Raw genomic sequence first — 18,085 nt, forward strand, 5'->3', positions numbered from 1 at the left:
GCGTCGCGCGACTTTCCTCATATCCTTTCCGTTTTTCAAGGTCATTCAATTGAGTCAAGACAATCCGGACGCCGCCTGGGAGTTGGCGCGGCGTTATCATCAATATTCCAAACACGATTATTATCGCTCGGCGCCGTCGCCGGGTTTCATGGACTGGTCGAACCAGCCGGACCCCTTTCGTCGATACGAAGGCGCGGCGCTTGTTGCTCTCAAAAAAATCGAGTTGCGCGAGCGACCGTATTACCATGAGGTTTTGCGTCCAGGGCATCTTCCCGCCTCGCCGATGAATCACGAAACAATTTCGCAGTTGTTCTTCGACAGCCTGGCGATTTCGGCCTGGAAGAGTTTTCAAGGCTCGCGCTGGGCGTTGCGGGTGAACCCGTCGAGCGGCAACCTGCACCCGACCGAAGGGCATTTGATCTGCGGGCCGATGCCGGGCATCGACGAGGTTCCGACAGTGTCGCATTATACGCCGCAAGTTCACGGGCTGGAGCTACGCGCGACGCTTTCTGAATCGGCCTGGAATCGTTTGTCCGAGGGCTATCCCGAGGGCGTTGTGTTCGTCGGCCTGAGTACCATTCACTGGCGGGAGGCCTGGAAGTACGGTCTACGCGCCTTCCGTTATTGCAATCACGACATGGGCCATGCCTTGGCGGCGATCAGTCTGGCGGCGGCGACGCTGGGCTGGAAGACGCGTTTGCTGGATCACCTCGATGCGGAGACTCTGCAAACGATTCTGGCGCTGGATACGGAGCGCAAAGGCGAGGCGGAGATCGCCGAATGTCTGATCGCCGTATCGCCGCAGGATGCGACGGCGCTTCCGACGCGCGCTGATTTTGTCGAGGGCTTCGCCGGGCTGGAGTGGCAGGGCCAAGCGAATCAATTGAGCGAGGAACATATCGACTGGGACGGCATCGGCGAAGTGTCCAATGCGACGCGCAAGACGGGCGATGCGGATTTTGCGGGCAATCTGCAGTCGCGCGGAAGTCTGGCCCGCCTGATATGCGAGGATACTTTTTCGATGCGAGAGGCGATGCATCAGCGTCGGAGCGCGGTTGCGATGGACGGCAGGACGCGGATTTCGCGCGATACTTTTTTTCAGTTCATGCAGAACGTTCATCCCGACGTTTGTCCAATTCCTTTTAATACGATGCTCTGGGAGCCGCAGATTCACTTGGGGGTTTTTGTCCATCGCGTGGACGATCTGCCGCCGGGACTGTATTTTCTCCTGCGCAACAAGGATCATCTGGGCGATTTGAAGGAGAAGATGAAACCCGGCTTTGACTGGGAGCGCCCCGAAGGCTGTCCGCCGGAGCTGGATTTTTTCAGGTTGGAAGAAGACAATTTTCAAAGCCCCGCCGCGTCGGTGTCCTGCGGACAGGACATCGCCGGGCAGAGCTGTTTCAGTCTCGGCATGTTCAGCGCCTTTGAGAAGGCGACGCAGAATTACAGCGCCGCGATGTATCCCCGGCTTTACTGGGAATGCGGCGCGATAGGGCAGGTCCTGTATTTGCAGGCCGAGGTCAGCGGCGTGCGCAGTACCGGCATCGGCTGTTTTTTTGACGACCCGGCCCGCGCCATTTTCGGTCTGCGCGACAACAGCTATCAGAGCCTGTATCATTTCACCGTCGGCGGCGCGGTGGACGACTCCCGCCTCACGACCTTACCCGCCTATCCCGAAAGCTGAGAATTGACGAGTTTGATTTAATGATTTTCATGTGGAGGCAAGAAAAAATGAGGCAAATTCGACTCTTCAATCCCATTTTTTAGCGCTTAATGGTATGGTTGTTCTGATTTGCAAATGCGTTCTCCAAAAGGGGAGCGACGATGCGCTATAATTCGGAAAAAACAGGACAATCGCTTTGGTCAGAAAAAGGAGGTGACAATGAACAAGGTTGGCGATTACATGAGCACGACGCTCTATTCCACAAGCCCGGACAAGTTCGCGCATGAGGCGGTGGATGATATGTATAAGAACAAAGTGAGCGCGCTATTGGTGAAAGACAAGGACGCCTACGTTGGTATTTTCACGAAGACCGACTGGATGATCCTCGCGTTAAAAGGAGAGTGCGACCCCAAATCCGTCAAGGTCTCAACCCTGATGACGACGATCAAAAGCACGATTGACAAGGGCGAAACGATCGCGCGTGCGAGCGCCTTGATCGAAGAGAGAAAAGTGCGCCACCTTCCAGTCACAGACAATGGAACGATTGTGGGAATGTTTTCCGTGAAGGACATGGAAAAATACTATCTTGATTTGCACAAGCAGACGGAATTTTAAGACGCGCTTCATTGCATGTACCGTGGAAGTAGCTCTCATTTTCTGCGCTTGCGCAGGATCCGATCCAGCTCTGAGAGAAATTGAGGGATCTTGATGGGTTTGGTGATATAGGAGTCGAAACCCAGGTCCAAGGCGCGTTGTATATCTTCCTCCCTGGCGTTCGAACTGATCGCTATGACAGGGATCTCTTCTAGAGCGGCATCATTTTTCAAAAGGTTGAATGTCTCGTAACCGTCAATATCGGGAAGATTGATATCGAGCAGGATGAGGTCAACCGGTTGCGTTCTCGCAATGTGAATGCCTTTCATCGCTTCCTTTGCGGAGGTCAACTGGCAGTTTTCGTATTTCGACATGATGTTTTCGATAAGTTCGATGTTGACTGAATTGTCTTCAATGTAGAGCATGTCGAAGGGTTCGCCCCGGTTGATCGTCGTTTTTGCAGACGAATCTAATTTATCTTCGGTATTGACGTCTTGAGTTCCCGTCGCAGGGAGTTCCACCCAGAACTGGCTTCCCACTCCGGGTTCGCTGTTGACGCCAAGTTTCCCCCCCATCATCTCAATCAGTCTGATTGAAATCGGCAGACCGATTCCGGTGCCATCGGCTCCTTTCCTGTCTGCTCCGAGTCGATTGAAAGGTTGAAACGCGGCTTTTTGTTCCACCGGTGTTAGGCCGGGGCCGGTATCAACAATGCTGATTTTGATCACCCGTCTTTCTAGAGTTCCGTTCACAACAAGCGAACCTCCCGGGCGGTTGTATTTGACCCCGTTGGAAACCAAATTCAAAATAACTTGTCGCAAGCGGGTTTTATCCGCATTCAGGAAAAGTTTGTTTGAATCCTGAAGGTTATTTTTGATGGCGATATTGTGCTGGGACGCCATCGGGCCTATCAGAGATAATGCCTCATCAACCAGATGGTTCAGGCAGATCGGTTCAATGCTCAGCGTGAGTTTCCCCGCTTCTATACGAGACAAGTCCAGGATTTCGTTGATCAATTGCAGTAAATGAGCGCCTGCGGAAGAAATTTTATTCACTGAAACCTGTTGCGCCGGACTCAAAGGCTCTGCGGCGTCTATTTCGAGCAATTGAGAGAAACCCAGTATTGCATTGAGTGGAGTTCTGAATTCATGACTCATGTTTGACAGGAATTCAGATTTTGCTTTGTTCGCTTTTTCAGCGTCCTCTTTGGCCTTGATCAGTTCCTTCTCAAAATTTTGTAAATCGAGAATCTTGCTGATCTGAATCATTAAGTTATCGACGATATTTTCAAACGCTTCATCCACCTTGAGGGGGCGAGACATGAAAAATTCAGCGACTCCAAACAGTTCGTTATTCAGGTAGACGGGGAATCCAAAGGAGCCTTTAATGTTGGATAAACGGGCCACCGATTTCCTTGGAAAATTGTTATCGTCGCTGATGTCGGCGATGAATTCTTTCCTCTGACTTTGGGCAACCCTGCCCGGCAACCCTTCTCCCTGTTTGAAGGTTTTTCTTTCAGAGGCCTGTTTGAAATTCATGAATGAGGCGATGTCCTCGAAATACCAGATACGAGAAGAATCCAGTGTTTCTGAAATTGTATCGTAACGATAGAAGTGACCAATGTGACAGTCCATCGTGTTGCAGATTTCCTGTAGAAAAAACTTCAGGATATCTTCCATCTCATGCGGTTCGTTGCCGATCGAGGCAATGGTGTAGAGCAATTGCAGATAGTTTCTACTTCGGTTGAAGCTGTTCTGAAGAATTTTACTTTGGGATATATCGCGCGTGGTTCCGAGAAAATGCGGTTGGCTCTCAATGTTGATCAGTGCGATGGCCAGTTCCATATGGAAGGTGCGCCCGTCTTTTCTCAAACCCAGAACTTCGCGCCCGATGCCGATAATTCGAGCTTTACCCGTTTCCAGATAATTTTTTATGTACTGATCGTGTTTGCTTCGATCCGGTTCGGGCATCAGCATTCGGACGTTATTGCCAATCAATTCCGTTGCGTTATAGCCGAAAATATCTTCAACAGCGTTGTTTACAGACAGAATTTCTCCTTTAGCGTCGATCAAAATCAAGCCATCAACCAAACCGTTCAAATTTTCTGGAAGATTAGCTTGTTCCTGTTTTTCATTCCCGATTGGCGGTGTCAGGTGAGGGTGAAAACCGATTTGATGCAGGAGAAATTTTTCATTCAAGTCGTCCTTGTTTTTAAGCAATTGCGACTCTAGATTCTTGTAGTAAGAACAGATCGATGCCGTGATACAAACTACGATTAATGATAGCGCCCGGTTCGTGAACACGGGCCAGGGATTCCCGCCCGATGGAGAAAATGCATAGCCAGTCAGTATCAGAACCGACGCTATGGAGGCAACCCAGAAGAAATAGCTCTTTTTATTCAGCAGGAGCCCCAAAATGATGGGAACGGTGTACAGCATACCGCTGGCGATTCCCAATTCCAGATTCAGGTCTAGAAAAAACAGGAGCGCGATTAACAGAGCGCTTCCCGTAAAAATGAATGGAACTTTATAGGGAGACTGAGACATAACAAGTCAGCTGTGTATGTTTCATTTTTTCAATATTTTTTAGGTTTTTATGGGGGTAATAATATAGTAACGATAATTGTAAATCAATGACTAAAAAATAATTCGTTCGGTTCTCCTGAGTTATGGCGGGCTTGTGTTTGGGCGGGGGGCCGATTGCTTATCCAGGCGACTGGGTAAATGGCAGGGATTAATCTTCGGCGAGTTCTCGGGCAAGGTCAGAGATGAGTTCCAGCGCGCCAATGACCCGCAACCGGTCGTTGTCTTCATCCAGGTCCTTGAGCCAGTCGCCATAGCCGCTATCGGTCAAAACGGCCCGGCAGTTGCGTTCATCTTCCAGCGTTCCATCAATGTTTTTGAGGCAGTTCATTTCGAGACGCGCCTGCTCAGCAATATCAGCATAGTCTTCGGCGTTTTGAATGTTCAGGAAGGTTTTCGAGTTTTCGGGCATTTGTTCTGAAAGTTCCAGAAGGATGGGATGAGACTTGGCGGTCATGGAGAATAGTTCCTTTCAATTCAAGAGATTTGCAGAAATTTATTTTACTGGAGGCAAAGCGCCGCGTATGGATTGAATCTGGCTCTTTAAGGATGCCAGACCCGGATGAAGCGTTCCTGAGAGCGAATCTTCGGCCTGATTCAGGCAAGCATTCACCCTTTGAAAATTTCCCAGTTGAAAATGAGCGTCGCCCAGATCGACCAAAAGCCGGGTTTCTTCCTCCCTGTTTTCAAGGTATCGCGAAAGGTCGAGAGCTTGCTCCAGATTATCGCAGGCGTCTTGCCAACGTTTCAATTTCAGTTGATTCAATCCAACTCCCACAAGCAGTTCCAGCTCCTTATCCACCATCTTGAGTTCGCGGTAGAGCAGAAGGGCCTGTTGATAATGTTCGATGGCCGTATCGATTTGATTCTGCTTCACGCAGACGAAGCCGAGCCCGTTGTGGGCGCTGGCGATGGAAGCGCGGTCGTCGGCCTCGATAGAAAGCTCCAGTTGTCGCTCATAATATTTCCTGGCTTGCGCGACGTTGCCGGTCACCGCGCAGGCGTCGCCGAGATTGGCGAGCAGGGGACATTCTTCGCCGATATCCCCAAGATCGCGAACGAGCGCGAGTTGTTCTTCAAAATATTCTATGGATTTCTGCGTTTGCCCGAGTCTTGCGTAGGCCAGGCCCAAAGCGGAGAGCGCGGATTTTTCTTCAATGCGATTGTTCTTGCGCCGCGCCTCATCGAGTTGATGCTGGGCAAGCTCCACCACGCGTCTCCCCTCGAGAGAACTGATGAATTCTTGTCCCAGCGTGTTGCCGCGTATTGCCTCAGACTCCATCAGATCGCGCATCGGGTCGGTCTTCAAATTACTTTTCATCATGGTCTTGAATTCGAGTTCCTGTTGCAAATCCTTGCAAAGCCTTTGTAGATCCTGCGACCAGGATTCATATTTCAGCCGATAGGATTTGCAGTCCAGCAAACGCTTGACCGATCCCGGTGCGAGGCGTTTGTCGGGCAGGGATGCGTCGTCGATCAGTAGAGGGATGATGATGAGGTCAAGATGCATGGCGGAGACAATTTCAAAGCGCACCCGTTCGCTGGCGAAAGGGTCTTCGATGCTCGATTCCACGCTCTTCACCGAAGACGCTCCGCCGCCAAGCGCGACGACCAGAACATTGCTGTGCTCCAGCGTGTGGCGAATGCGCGCGGGATCAAAACCCTCTCCTCCGGTCTGCGCGGTGAATTCCTCATGGAAAAAGGATTCGAGTCCGGTGAGAACGCGGTGCATTGCCGGTTCGAGATCGGAAGAATAAGAACTGAAATAAACGATTGGCATGGAACCTGTCGGGCTGAAGAGCCGAATGAAAAAATGGATCAAGGGTTGATAGCGGTTCAGCCTAGCAGATGATCGCTGAAAATTCTACGAAAGGACAGAGCCTGGAGTTGAAAATTATTTTTTGCCGACGAATAAAAGATGGTTGGCGGTGGCCCAGGGCGCCAGGCGTTTCATCCAGCGTCCCAATGTTTCCGCCGCTGTATTGGTCTCGCCCAGCGCATTTTTTTGAAAACATTCGCACAGCATAAACAATGAGAAGCTGTGAGAGACCGGCGCCTCGACCCGGATTTCGAATCCCGCATCCTTAAGAATGCCGCGCATCTCCGTGCGCGTGTGGAGTTTCATATAAAGGTCGTGCTCGTGATTCTCTCCCAAAGGCGGTTTGCCCATCAGCCTGCGTATCAGAGAGTTCCTGCGCAATCGATTGAGCGCGTTGTCCGGGTCGTGAATGAAGCGGCTCAAGGCATTGTCCGCAGGCACCATCATGAGGATCACCCCGCCGGGCTTGAGCAGACGGTGCGCTTCGCGTATCGCCAGTTGCGGCCCTTTCGGGAAATGTTCGACCACGCCGTAGGACAAATAGGCGCCAAAGGAATTGTCGGGAAACGGACATTCGTGAACGTCACAGCACGCCAGCGGCAATTCCGGCGCATAAGCCTTCAAGCGATGCAGAGCCGTTTCGACAAAGTCGACGCCGATCACGCGAAAACCGTTCTTGCGAAAATGCAGAACCTTGGGCCCAAGACCGCATCCCGCTTCAAGGATCCAGTCTTCTTTGGGAAGGAAGCGTTCATAGAGAAGGCGTTCTGCGCGGGCGCGTTCGTAGTCGTTGGTCTGGAGCAGGTCTTCGATCTCGCAACGCGACCACTCCTCCGCAAATTCGATGCGCGTTTGTTCGTACTGCGGGTCCTTGTCCATCGTCTCAGTCGTCCTTGTAGTCCTTGCGTATTTTTTTCAAGCGCTCCTGATAGTCGTTGGCGTCGCCGTAATCAAAGAATTTGCGGTAGCGCGTGTGAACGCTTTTTAATTTGCGCGCATGCTTGATCGGGCACCAATACTGCTCCGTACGCGCGGCGATCTCGCGGCTGTAACTCATCAAGCCGTTGAAGTAACCGCAGTAGACGCAATTGAACTTTTCAATCCAGTTGAGGTAGGAGAGGTATTGCCGATCCATGATGATGTAGTCCTTGCGCCGCACTTTGGGAATGCCGTACACCGGAAAGCACACGTTCTGGTAAACGAACAGGAAGGCGTCGAGAATCAGACCGGGTATGATGAGGGAGTAAATAAACGGCGCGGTGAGAATGTTCAGAATCGCCGCGTCTTTGAAAAAGCGCCAGATACGTTTTTTTAATTTGCGATGCTGACGCTGGATTTCTTTTTCAAACGAAACCCGCGTTTCGTTCACTTCATATAAAAATTCTTCCTGCTTCTTTTGAAGTTCAAATGACAGTTCCGTCTCCAGCTTTTTTATTTTTTCAAACAATTCAAGAATTGGATCTTCAATTTTCGGACTTTCGCTCATAATCGCCTCTCTATCAGTATGAATTTCAGTCAGCGCGTTATCTTTTTTGGATGTAAGACAACCCCTTTCAGGTTCGCAGGTTGTCGGATTTTGTCAAGAGAGGATGGATTTTCAGGAATCCTTGCCCAAGAGCGATTCGACAAAGGCCTTGGCCTCTGCGACTGAATACCCGTAGCGTTCGCGCGTCAAAGCGATCGCTTTGAAAGTTTCGCCGCGCGCGGCGAGATCGAGAATCTGTTCTTCAATATTTTGCGCAGGCTGAGTGAAATCGCTTGAAATTTTTATGACAGGTTCCAGCGCGACGGAAGCCTCCAGAGCCTCCAGCGCTTTGCCAATGCGCGGGCGAACGCCCGACCAGTCCAGTCGCAGGATGGACGCATCCGTCATGCGAACGGGGTAATGGTGGTGTAGCGTCGTCGAAAAACGACTGCCGCCTTTCGGTCGGCGCTGTTCCTCCTGTTTGATCTCGGCCTTGAGAAGCGCGATCTCCGAATCCGGGGCGCGACGCTTGCGCGCCTGAAACAAGGCGCGGTTCATCGCTTCGATGGGCGGACGCCGATTGCGCTCGTCGAGAATGGCCTGACGAAGAGCTTCGGCGTCTTGCGATTTCAATTTCAAATCCAGAAAAGTGAAAAACTGGTACACGGCTCCATCCCTATCGTTGGTCACGACGCGCTCTTTGGTCTTGCGCGCCCAGGCAATCTCTGCACAGGGGATTTCGACGACGATTTTATCTTCCTCGGGCAAATGATCGTTCAAGTAAGAGCGGAACTTGATCACAGCGCGACCCGGGTCGAGTCGCAGGAGCCAGTTGGAGGTACGCAGGGATTTGCGGAAGTGAAATAAAAAAAGCAGAAAAATACAGGCGATCACCACCTCGATATAGCGCAATACATAGAGCGGAAGATCGAGGTCGTGATCTTTCCAGAAAAGATCGAGATACAAAAGCCCGCCGGAAAGCAGGCCCGTGACCAGCATTCCAATACAACTCACCAGCGACGAAACCCGGCAGACAAGACTGCGCGCTTCAGGCGCAGGGCAATCGGTTATGGAATGAAATTTCATTTTTCACCTTTGTCCATAAATGAGCAAAAGCTTTTAAACTACCTGGAATTATACATTAGGCCCCGTCGTTGCGAGGAGCAAAGCGGCGAAGCAATCCAGAGCGTTTCAAAAAGTTGCGCGTTGCGCTGGAGCGTTTTGTTTTGATCAGAAAGACGAATGATGACGTTTCGTGGTGTCGGCGTTGATATTTGTGTGGAGCGAGTTTGATCTCTGATGGATCCGCTCCGGCTGTTATGCGAGCCGGAGCGGTTCTATCGATTCTGGAGGGACGACGGTTCAGCTTAGGGCAGGCTGTCGACGGGCGAAACTGCGTTTTCCCGGATGACGTCCTGGGTCTCTTCGCTGAGATCGAAGCCGACGTTCATGTCGATTTCCTCAAGCGCATCGAACAGGGCGATTTCTTCAGGGGAGAGAGGAACCGGCTTCGCGGGTCGGGCGTCTGCGCTGACGGTGGATTTGCTCATGTTGGACACGAGCACGCCGTCTTTTTTGGAGACTTTCGGGTTGACCAGTTTCAGCTTGCCATCCTTGACCATGAAGACGGATTGGTCGCCGTTTGATTCTGCGGAAAATACTCTCCCTTTAAAGCCGGCCATCGCGGACTTCGTTTTGATGACGTAATGACCGCGCTTGTCTGTCGCCTGAACCAGGTTGAAAAGTTTGCCGGAGATGAGGTCGATCTGAATATCGGCTTTGCCGTTTTTGGATTTGGCGCTGAGTTTGATTTTAGAATTGGGCGTCATGCGAATGCGGCTTCCGTCGAAGAGCAGGATATCGGCGCTAGAGTCGGCTCCGGTGCGCAGTCCTTCATTGACGCGCAGGGCGCGTCCATTGCTCCCTTTGGCGATGGGCGAACCGGCGCTGTCGAGTACGACGACTTTCCCGCTGACTTTATCGAGCTTGGCGAAGCCCTTGGCCTGAGCGGCGTCGGCGCTGGCGGTGAGGAGTATGGCGATGGCGAAGAGGTGCGTCGCTCGGATGAGTTTTCTGCAGAGGACCGAAGCGGATATTCCCGCGGTCTTGTAATTCGACATAGCGATTCAACTCCCAGGAAAATTTTTTGAAATGCCAGTCCGCCGATTCGCGTCTGGATCGATTATTTATTGTGTAAATTACTCTCTTTTATTGGGCAGATCAATTTCAAAGCATTTTCGCGGGGAAATACAAAGTTTATCGAAAAGAGAGAAAAATGGATTTTAGAGCCATCGCTTCCTTAGAGTTTTGCATACTGAAGTTCGAGCTAATCTCATGGCGCCCAACGGCGCGGGGTTTCGGTATGAGTTGGATATATATGTATAGCTTTTTAATTCTATTTTTCGATGCGAGTTATTAGTGCAGACTTGCGAGTGGATAGTGGCTGGGAGATGTGGAGTGGGATTGCTATGAGCGGAAGGTTTTTGAGGCATGGGGCCTGAAGCGTATGTCTCCAAAAATCATGGCGTTTGATTAGAAAATAGTTGACAATTATGGATTAACTGGTAGAGTTTCTTAAATCTCCAAAAAAATCCAGATCCTCATTTTAAACAAATCCCGTTCATTCAAAGATTAGCCAGAGAACTTTCTACATAAAAAGTAGCGACACCGCCAAGTTCCACCCGGCTCCCTGACGCTTCAACCTGACGAATCATTCAAATATCCGATCTTTCTAATTTAAAAACTCCAATCTCCAAAAAATAACCCCGAAGGAAAACCGCGCCCTATGAGTAATCAAATGAACATCGAAGAACTAAAGGCTAAAACTATTTCCGAGTTGACCGGTATTGCACGTGAGTTGAAAATCCAGGGTCATAGCGGTTTGCGTAAGCAGGATTTGATCTTCAGGATTCTTGAGGCGAAAACCGAGAAAGACGGTTTGATGTTCGGGCAAGGGGTTTTGGAGATTCTCCCTGACGGTTTTGGTTTTCTGCGCGCGCCGACCTACAATTATCTGCCGGGTCCTGACGATATTTATGTCTCCCCTTCGCAGATTCGCAAGTTCGACATGCGCACCGGCGATACCATTTCCGGGCAGATTCGACCTCCCAAAGAGAGCGAACGTTATTTCGCTTTGCTCAAGGTCGAGGCGATCAATTACGAAAACCCGGAAAAAACCAAAGAAAAAATTCTGTTCGACAACCTGACGCCTTTGTACCCGTCGGAACGATTGCGACTGGAAACGCCGGGCTGTACGGATTACAGCGCGCGCATCATGGACTTGATGACGCCGATCGGCAAGGGCCAGCGCGGTTTGATCGTGGCGCCGCCGCGGACCGGTAAGACGGTGTTGTTGCAATCCATTGCCAACAGCATCAGCGCGAATTTTCCTGAAGTCACCCTCATTGTATTGTTGATCGACGAGCGTCCCGAGGAAGTCACGGACATGATGCGTTCGGTCAACGGCGAAACCATCAGCTCCACTTTTGACGAACCGGCGCAACGGCATGTGCAGGTCGCGGAGATGGTGATCGAGAAGGCAAAACGCCTGGTCGAGCATCAACGCGACGTCGTGATTCTGCTGGACAGCATCACCCGTCTGGCGCGCGCATACAACGCCATCGTCCCGCCGAGCGGCAAGGTATTGTCCGGCGGCGTGGACTCCAACGCATTGCAACGACCGAAACGGTTTTTCGGCGCGGCGCGAAATCTGGAAGAAGGCGGCAGTCTCACCATCATCGCCACGGCCCTGATCGATACGGGAAGCCGCATGGACGACGTTATTTTTGAAGAATTCAAGGGCACGGGCAACATGGAAATTGTGCTGGATCGCAAGCTGGCCGACAAGCGCACCTTCCCGGCGATCGACATCAACCGTTCCGGTACGCGAAAAGAAGAATTGCTCCTGCCGCCGGAAGATTTGCAGAGAGTCTGGCTGTTAAGAAAAGTTTTACTCCCCATGGGCATCCATGATACTATGGACCTTCTCTTGGCTAAAATGAAGGAAACCAAAACAAACAATGAGTTCCTCTCGACAATGAACTCGTAGAAGGAGACCGTTCGAGCGTTATGAAAGCAGAAATCCATCCCGAATATCATGAAGTGACCGTTAAATGCGCCTGCGGCAGTGAAGTGCAAACCCGCATGACCATCAAGGAATTGACCGTGGAAATTTGTTCCGCGTGCCACCCGTTTTACACGGGCAAACAGAAGTTGATGGACACGCAGGGTCGAATCGAAAAATTCAATCGCAAATACGCAAAAGCAAAACCTGCCGCAGCAGAAGCCGCTCCAGCGGAATAAGCCACTCCCTCCAGATCATAAATTCGCGGCGGAAACGCCGCTATTCCACCTCCGGTCCTGTGAACCATGTTCGATAATCTCGTTGAAGTTGAGAAACGCTACGATAAATTGAACGGGTTGATGAGCGACCCGCAAGTGATTGCCCGCCAGACCGATTTCCAGAAGTACGCCCGCGAGCAGTCGGAGCTGGCGCCCATCGTCGCCGAATACCGAGCGTTTAAATCCATCGAAGAACAGATCAAGCAGAACGAAGCTCTGCTTGAAACGGAAAAGGACCCGGAACTCGTCGAAATGGCGGAGGAAGAGGCCGAAGGTTTACAGCAGGAAAGAGACGAAGTGGAAACGCGCTTGAAGCGGCTTCTGCTCCCCAAAGACCCGCGCGATGAAAAAGGCGTTATTCTGGAAATCCGCGCCGGGACTGGCGGAGAAGAGGCTTCGTTGTTTGCTTCCGACCTGTTTCGCATGTACATGCGCTACGCCGAGACCAAGCGCTGGAAAACGGAAACGCTCAGTCAGAACATCACAGGCAAGGGCGGCTACAAGGAAGTCATCGTCAATATTCAGGGGCGCGGCGTGTTCAGCAAGCTGAAGTACGAAAGCGGAACGCACCGGGTTCAGCGCGTGCCGGAAACCGAAACGCAGGGTCGCATTCACACCTCCGCAGTGACGGTGGCGATTTTGCCCGAAGTGGGCGATGTGGATGTGAGCATCAACCCGAATGAATTGAAGATCGACGTGTTCCGCTCATCCGGTCCCGGCGGGCAGAGCGTCAACACCACCGATTCCGCCGTGCGCATCACGCATATTCCAACGGGGCTTGTGGTCTCCTGTCAGGATGAAAAATCCCAGCACAAAAATAAAGAAAAAGGCATGCGCGTTTTGCGCGCCCGTTTGTACGACGAGCGCCATCGCCAGCAACAGGAAGAGCTGGCCCGCGAGCGCAAGGAGCAAGTGGGAAGCGGCGACCGGAGCGGGCGCATCCGAACTTATAATTATCCCCAGGAGCGGGTGACCGATCATCGCATCGGTTTGACCCTGCACAAATTATCCCAGATCATGGAGGGCGACATGGATGAAATATCCGAAAAGCTCACCCTTCACTTTCAAGCCGAGGCGCTGAACAAAGGCGTGGTTTGACCCGCCTCTCGCTGGCGCTCGACATCCTTCGAGTATTCATTGCACACTGCCATGCCGGAAACGACGATTCGCGCCTGTATTGAAGAGGTCGCGAACCGCATTGAATCGGTTTCCGAGTCTCCCCGAGTGGAGGCCGAACTTCTGCTGGGCGAACTATTAGCCTTGAGCCGGGAAGGTCTCATCACTCAAAGCGCGCGCGCGATTTCCCTGGAGGACGCGGAGCGCATCGAACAGGCGACGGCGCGCAGGGAGCGCGGCGAGCCGTTGTTTTATATCCTAGGCAAGCGCGAGTTCTGGTCTCTTGAATTCAAGGTTTCTGCGTCCGTGCTGTGTCCGCGACCTGAAACGGAAGTGTTGATCGAGCGTTTTCTGGAAGAGGCGAGAAATCTCTGGGACCGGCAAAATCCTTTGCGGGTCTTGGACATTGGAACCGGATCGGGTAATATCGCTATCGTTGCGGCCTGCGAGATTGAGGGTTGCGAAGTCACGGCGGTCGATCTGTCTGAACAGGCGCTGGCTGTCGCCAGAGAAAACGCGCTTCGACATGGCGTTGAGTCGCGCATTCGCTTTGTGCAGGCTGACTTGTTTCCCGAAGAAGACGAGGCCCCGTTTCATTTCATTCTTTCGAACCCACCTTATATCGCCAGCGCGGAAATCAATTCACTGCCGAAGGACGTGCGCGAGTTCGAGCCGCGACAGGCTTTGGATGGCGGGGCGGACGGACTGGATTATTATCGACGTATCGCAAAAGGTATTGAACGCTGGTTGCTCCCCGGCGGCGCCTGCTTGATGGAGATCGGCGAGACGCAGGCGGCGGCGATTGAGGAAATCATTCGTTCGCAGTCGGCAATGCAAGACGTTCGGGTTTATAAAGATTATGCAGATCGCGACCGCGTGATGGTCGCAGTGAGGAATAACGATGGATAAAATTGTCGTACAGGGCGGTCAACGCCTGCAGGGTAAAATTTCAATCAGCGGAGCCAAGAACGCTATTTTACCGGCGCTGGCGGCGACTCTGCTGACCTCGGGTCAGAACCGCATCGAAAACATCCCGGAAGTGCGGGACGTGAACACCATGATCCTTCTGCTGGAGGAATTGGGAGCGCGCGTCGATCACCGCGAGGACGGAAAAATCCTACTGGACACTGCGGGGGTCAATCGTCACGAGGCGCCGTATCAACTGGTTTCGACCATGCGCGCCTCCTGTCTTGTGCTGGGGCCATTGCTGGCGCGTCTGGGAAAAGCCAAAGTCTCTCTGCCTGGAGGTTGCGCCATCGGCGCGCGACCGATCGATTTGCATTTGAAGGGACTCGAAGCGATGGGCGCGAAGATGACGCTGGAAAAGGGTTACATCTTCGGCGTCGCCGAACGCTTGAAGGGAACCTGCTATTATTTCGACACCGTCACCGTCACCGGCACCGCCAATCTCATGATGGCCGCGGTTCTGGCAGAAGGCGAGACGATTCTGGAGAATGTGGCGAAGGAGCCGGAAGTGACTTTTCTGGCCGACCTGCTCAACATGGCGGGGGCTAAAATTGAAGGACACGGTTCCGATGTCATCACCATTCAAGGCGTGAGTTCATTGCGTCCGCTCGATTGTCGCATCTTTCCCGACCGCATCGAAGCGGGGACTTATATGATTGCGGCGGCGATCACCCGGGGCGATGTGGAAGTTCAAAACTGCAATCCGCATCATGTCGAATCGCTCACGTTGAAATTGCTGGAAGCCGGGGTGAGCGTGGAGACGCGCGAAGATTCGGTTCGGGTTTATTGCGACGGTCCGCCCAAGGGAGTGAACATCAAGACCAGCCCCTATCCCGGTTTCCCCACCGATTTTCAGGCCCAGTACATGGCCTTGATGACGTTGGCGAAAGGCCAGAGCCTGATCACTGAAAACGTATTCGAGAACCGTTTCATGCACGCGGCAGAACTGCAACGCATGGGAGCGCATATCACCCTTGAAGGGCGCACAGCGGTGATCTCCGGCGTGAATGAACTGAGCGGCGCGCCTCTCATGGCGACCGACCTGCGCGCCAGCGCGTCTCTGGTGCTGGCGGCTTTGGCGGCGCAGGGCGAATCGGTCATTTCCCGGGTGTATCATATCGATCGGGGTTATCAGGAGATTGAAAAAAAATTATCCGCATTGGGAGCGAAAATCCAACGTATCAAGTAGCTCTTCCCTTATAATGATTTTGCCGTTCCACACTATTTACGCCAGAAGGAGGCCATGGAGTCTACGGAACAGGATCTGAGCGCGCGCGAATTTGTCAGTATTCTTTTATGGATGCCGAACTGGATCGGCGACGCGATTCTTGCGTTACCGACGATAGATTCCCTGCGCAAGCGCTTTCCTCAATCCCGTATCACCGTGGTGTCGCGCGCGCCTGCGGATGAGCTTCTGCGCGGTATGCCGCTCATTGACTCGGTGATCACGTCTCCTCCACGCAAGGCCGGTTTCTGGTCGCAGGTTCAATTTGCGCGCGGTCTGAAAAAATACAATTTCGATCTGGCGGTGACCTTTCCAAATTCCTTTCGCTCCGCATTTTTACTCAGCCTGACCGGCGCAAAGACTCGCCTCGGTCACGAAACCGGCGCGCGTTCCATGTTTCTGACGCATGGCGTGGAGACGACTTCGGCTCAGACCCGGTCGCAATATCGCGTGGATTATTTTTTCAACGCGCTCGCGCCTCTCAAGCTGGAAGGGCCGGGGAAAGGTTTGCCGGAAGTGGGCAAGCTGAATGGCGATGCCTCGGTGGACGAGGCCTTGTCGCGGCTGGGCGTGCGCGCCGGTGATTTTTTCGCGTTGATCCACCCGGGCTCATCAAAACCGGAGCGGGGCTGGCACCACGAACGATTCACTATTTTGTGTCAAAAGCTCATCAAGGAAAGAAATATCAAGATCGTTTTGCTGGGCAACGAACAGGAGCGGCCGATGCTGGAGCAGATTCGGAAATTCTCTCCCGACGAGATGGTTTCAATCTTGCCGAAATTGAATTTGAGGGAGGTGGCGCTTGTCATGGCGCGTTGCGGCGTTTTCGTTGGCAACGATAGCGGCATGATGCATCTGGCGGCGATGATGCGGCGCCCGGTGACGGCTATTTTCGGACCAGGAAGCTCCGACACAACCGGACCTTATATGGATCGCAATGAACTGGAAGTCATCAGTCTGAATTTCCCCTGCTCTCCGTGTCGGCAACGTTTTTTCACGGAATGCAAACCTTCTTCCAATCGCAAGCCCTTTTGTCTGGAAAATATCAGCGTGAAAGAAGTGGCGGAAGGACTGAATCGTTTGCTGAATCGTCTGGATCAGCCCTGAACCGAAGCGCGGTAGCGCTTACAAGCGCATAGGCATGACGATGCTCTGGTAGTTCTTGTCTGAATCCATCGTGATGAGGCAGGAATGGTTCTGGTCTTTGAGATTCAAGGTCACCGTTTCTTCGTCGACCACGTTGAGAACGTCGAGAATGTAACGGGCGTTCAGGCCCACAAAAATTTCCTCCCCGGAATAATCGATCGTTAATTCCTCTCGCGCCGCGCCCATTTCCGTGTTGTCCGAAATGAGAGTCATGGTGTTGTCGCGAATCTCGAAGCGCACCATTTTGGATTTTTCGTCCGCCAGCAAGGCCACGCGTTTGAGCGCGTGTTGCAATTCATTGCGGTTGATCTGGATCTGGATGTTGTTGTCCGCCGGGATGACCTGTTTGTAATTCGGGAATTTCCCTTCAATTTTGCGCGAGACGACCACTTGCTTGCCGTGAAAGAATGCGATGTGCGAGCCTTTTTCAGAAAAACTCAGCGTGCCTTCTTCCGAATCGATTTGTTTGAGCAGTTCCGCAACGGCTTTGCGCGGAAGCAGGAAACTTTGTTTGTCCTGCGAATCGGATTGCGGGTTCAGCAACGGTCTGGCGATCATTGAGAGTCTGTGGCCGTCGGTGCCGACCATGACGGCGGAGCCGTCGTCCCGTTCCAGAAGCAGACCGTTCAAGGCTTGCCGGGTTTCGTCGGGAGAAATGGCGAAGGAGGTCTTTTTGACCATTTCGCGAAGCATGGAGGCGCTGAATTCCATCAGAGCCTGGTCGCTGTATTCGGGAAGCGCCGGGAAATCCTCCGGCGGCATGCCGGGCAGGCGGAATTTGGATTTTCCGCATTTGATGGTCACCCAGTTGTTTTCCTCTTTGATCAAATGGATTTCCTGATTGTCTGGAAGTTCGCGGACGATGTCGAACAGTTTTCTGGCATTCATCGTGGCGGAGCCGGGCTTGACGACGTTCGCGGCGTAATACGCCTTGGAGCCGATTTCAAGGTCGGTCGCCTGGATGCAGATTTCTTCATCCTTTGCGGAAAGAAACACATGCGCAAGGATGGGCATGGCGCCTTTGGCCTCGACAATGCCTTGCGTTTTCTGCATGCCGCTGAGAAATGCTTCTCTGTTGATTCTTACTTCCATTGAGGGGTCTCCAATCGAGGGATACGTGGGGTAAGCTACGAAAAATTTTTAGCATAAACACAGGACTTGTGTC

The 18,085-nt window shown here is 52.4% G+C and carries 16 protein-coding genes; 8 read left to right on the forward strand and 8 right to left on the reverse strand.

Going from position 1 to position 18,085, the window contains the following annotated elements:
• Nucleotides 1-82: 82 nt before the first annotated feature.
• Together G3M78_05300 and G3M78_05305 are read left to right on the forward strand one after the other, a co-directional pair.
• A complete protein-coding gene (locus G3M78_05300) occupies nt 83-1,687 on the forward strand; it encodes a SagB/ThcOx family dehydrogenase (GenBank protein ID QPJ66772.1) in 1,605 nt (534 codons plus the stop codon).
• Nucleotides 1,688-1,885: 198 nt separating this feature from the next.
• Nucleotides 1,886-2,281: a CBS domain-containing protein gene (locus tag G3M78_05305; GenBank protein ID QPJ64833.1), complete on the forward strand. Its 396-nt coding sequence runs from the start codon at nt 1,886-1,888 to the stop codon at nt 2,279-2,281.
• A 35-nt stretch (nt 2,282-2,316) separates the two neighbouring features.
• Here the strand turns inward: G3M78_05305 and G3M78_05310 are convergent, their stop codons facing one another.
• The 7 genes from G3M78_05310 to G3M78_05340 all read right to left on the reverse strand — a co-directional run bounded on the left by G3M78_05310 (nt 2,317) and on the right by G3M78_05340 (nt 10,246).
• Nucleotides 2,317-4,806, reverse strand: coding sequence for a PAS domain S-box protein (locus G3M78_05310; protein ID QPJ64834.1), 2,490 nt, complete (start codon nt 4,804-4,806; stop codon nt 2,317-2,319).
• Nucleotides 4,807-4,993: 187 nt separating this feature from the next.
• Entirely contained in the window at nt 4,994-5,299 is a 306-nt protein-coding gene (locus G3M78_05315; GenBank protein QPJ64835.1) for a hypothetical protein, read from the reverse strand.
• 39 nt (nt 5,300-5,338) lie between these two features.
• Nucleotides 5,339-6,622, reverse strand: a complete 1,284-nt coding sequence (locus G3M78_05320; protein ID QPJ64836.1) for a tetratricopeptide repeat protein — start codon at nt 6,620-6,622, stop codon at nt 5,339-5,341.
• A 114-nt stretch (nt 6,623-6,736) separates the two neighbouring features.
• A complete protein-coding gene (locus tag G3M78_05325; GenBank protein ID QPJ64837.1) occupies nt 6,737-7,540 on the reverse strand; it encodes a class I SAM-dependent methyltransferase in 804 nt (267 codons plus the stop codon).
• 4 nt (nt 7,541-7,544) lie between these two features.
• A complete protein-coding gene (locus tag G3M78_05330) occupies nt 7,545-8,129 on the reverse strand; it encodes a hypothetical protein (GenBank protein ID QPJ66773.1) in 585 nt (194 codons plus the stop codon).
• Nucleotides 8,130-8,258: 129 nt separating this feature from the next.
• Nucleotides 8,259-9,212: a hypothetical protein gene (locus G3M78_05335; protein QPJ64838.1), complete on the reverse strand. Its 954-nt coding sequence runs from the start codon at nt 9,210-9,212 to the stop codon at nt 8,259-8,261.
• Nucleotides 9,213-9,493: 281 nt separating this feature from the next.
• Nucleotides 9,494-10,246, reverse strand: a complete 753-nt coding sequence (locus tag G3M78_05340) for a FecR domain-containing protein (protein ID QPJ64839.1) — start codon at nt 10,244-10,246, stop codon at nt 9,494-9,496.
• A 677-nt stretch (nt 10,247-10,923) separates the two neighbouring features.
• Here G3M78_05340 and rho point away from each other — a divergent pair.
• The 6 genes from rho to waaF all read left to right on the forward strand — a co-directional run bounded on the left by rho (nt 10,924) and on the right by waaF (nt 16,881).
• Complete coding sequence (rho, locus tag G3M78_05345; GenBank protein ID QPJ66774.1) at nt 10,924-12,174, forward strand: transcription termination factor Rho; 1,251 nt, start codon at nt 10,924-10,926, stop codon at nt 12,172-12,174.
• A 20-nt stretch (nt 12,175-12,194) separates the two neighbouring features.
• Nucleotides 12,195-12,428 (forward strand): 50S ribosomal protein L31, encoded by a 234-nt coding sequence (rpmE, locus tag G3M78_05350; protein ID QPJ64840.1) that lies wholly within the window; start codon nt 12,195-12,197, stop codon nt 12,426-12,428.
• Between the two features lie 66 nt (nt 12,429-12,494).
• A complete protein-coding gene (gene prfA / locus G3M78_05355; protein QPJ64841.1) occupies nt 12,495-13,565 on the forward strand; it encodes a peptide chain release factor 1 in 1,071 nt (356 codons plus the stop codon).
• 51 nt (nt 13,566-13,616) lie between these two features.
• Entirely contained in the window at nt 13,617-14,492 is an 876-nt protein-coding gene (gene prmC, locus G3M78_05360; GenBank protein ID QPJ64842.1) for a peptide chain release factor N(5)-glutamine methyltransferase, read from the forward strand.
• A complete protein-coding gene (gene murA / locus G3M78_05365; GenBank protein ID QPJ64843.1) occupies nt 14,485-15,738 on the forward strand; it encodes a UDP-N-acetylglucosamine 1-carboxyvinyltransferase in 1,254 nt (417 codons plus the stop codon). Before prmC ends, murA begins: the two co-directional genes overlap by 8 nt.
• A gap of 54 nt (nt 15,739-15,792) precedes the next feature.
• A complete protein-coding gene (gene waaF, locus G3M78_05370) occupies nt 15,793-16,881 on the forward strand; it encodes a lipopolysaccharide heptosyltransferase II (protein QPJ64844.1) in 1,089 nt (362 codons plus the stop codon).
• Between the two features lie 18 nt (nt 16,882-16,899).
• Here waaF and G3M78_05375 read toward each other — a convergent pair whose 3' ends face one another.
• Entirely contained in the window at nt 16,900-18,012 is a 1,113-nt protein-coding gene (locus G3M78_05375; GenBank protein ID QPJ64845.1) for a DNA polymerase III subunit beta, read from the reverse strand.
• Nucleotides 18,013-18,085 lie beyond the last annotated feature (73 nt).

The sequence above is a fragment of the Candidatus Nitrohelix vancouverensis genome (genome assembly GCA_015698305.1).
GTDB lineage: Bacteria > Nitrospinota > Nitrospinia > Nitrospinales > VA-1 > Nitrohelix > Nitrohelix vancouverensis.

Excerpts from the sequence above, each read along its gene's own strand:
- G3M78_05305 (QPJ64833.1), top strand. The coding sequence starts at position 1,886 with ATGAACAAGGTTGGCGATTACATGAGCACGACGCTCTATTCCACAAGC.
- G3M78_05310 (QPJ64834.1), bottom strand. The coding sequence starts at position 4,806 with ATGTCTCAGTCTCCCTATAAAGTTCCATTCATTTTTACGGGAAGCGCT.
- G3M78_05315 (QPJ64835.1), bottom strand. The coding sequence starts at position 5,299 with ATGACCGCCAAGTCTCATCCCATCCTTCTGGAACTTTCAGAACAAATG.
- G3M78_05320 (QPJ64836.1), bottom strand. The coding sequence starts at position 6,622 with ATGCCAATCGTTTATTTCAGTTCTTATTCTTCCGATCTCGAACCGGCA.
- G3M78_05325 (QPJ64837.1), bottom strand. The coding sequence starts at position 7,540 with ATGGACAAGGACCCGCAGTACGAACAAACGCGCATCGAATTTGCGGAG.
- G3M78_05335 (QPJ64838.1), bottom strand. The coding sequence starts at position 9,212 with ATGAAATTTCATTCCATAACCGATTGCCCTGCGCCTGAAGCGCGCAGT.
- G3M78_05340 (QPJ64839.1), bottom strand. The coding sequence starts at position 10,246 with ATGTCGAATTACAAGACCGCGGGAATATCCGCTTCGGTCCTCTGCAGA.
- rho (QPJ66774.1), top strand. The coding sequence starts at position 10,924 with ATGAACATCGAAGAACTAAAGGCTAAAACTATTTCCGAGTTGACCGGT.
- rpmE (QPJ64840.1), top strand. The coding sequence starts at position 12,195 with ATGAAAGCAGAAATCCATCCCGAATATCATGAAGTGACCGTTAAATGC.
- prfA (QPJ64841.1), top strand. The coding sequence starts at position 12,495 with ATGTTCGATAATCTCGTTGAAGTTGAGAAACGCTACGATAAATTGAAC.
- prmC (QPJ64842.1), top strand. The coding sequence starts at position 13,617 with ATGCCGGAAACGACGATTCGCGCCTGTATTGAAGAGGTCGCGAACCGC.
- murA (QPJ64843.1), top strand. The coding sequence starts at position 14,485 with ATGGATAAAATTGTCGTACAGGGCGGTCAACGCCTGCAGGGTAAAATT.
- waaF (QPJ64844.1), top strand. The coding sequence starts at position 15,793 with ATGGAGTCTACGGAACAGGATCTGAGCGCGCGCGAATTTGTCAGTATT.
- G3M78_05375 (QPJ64845.1), bottom strand. The coding sequence starts at position 18,012 with ATGGAAGTAAGAATCAACAGAGAAGCATTTCTCAGCGGCATGCAGAAA.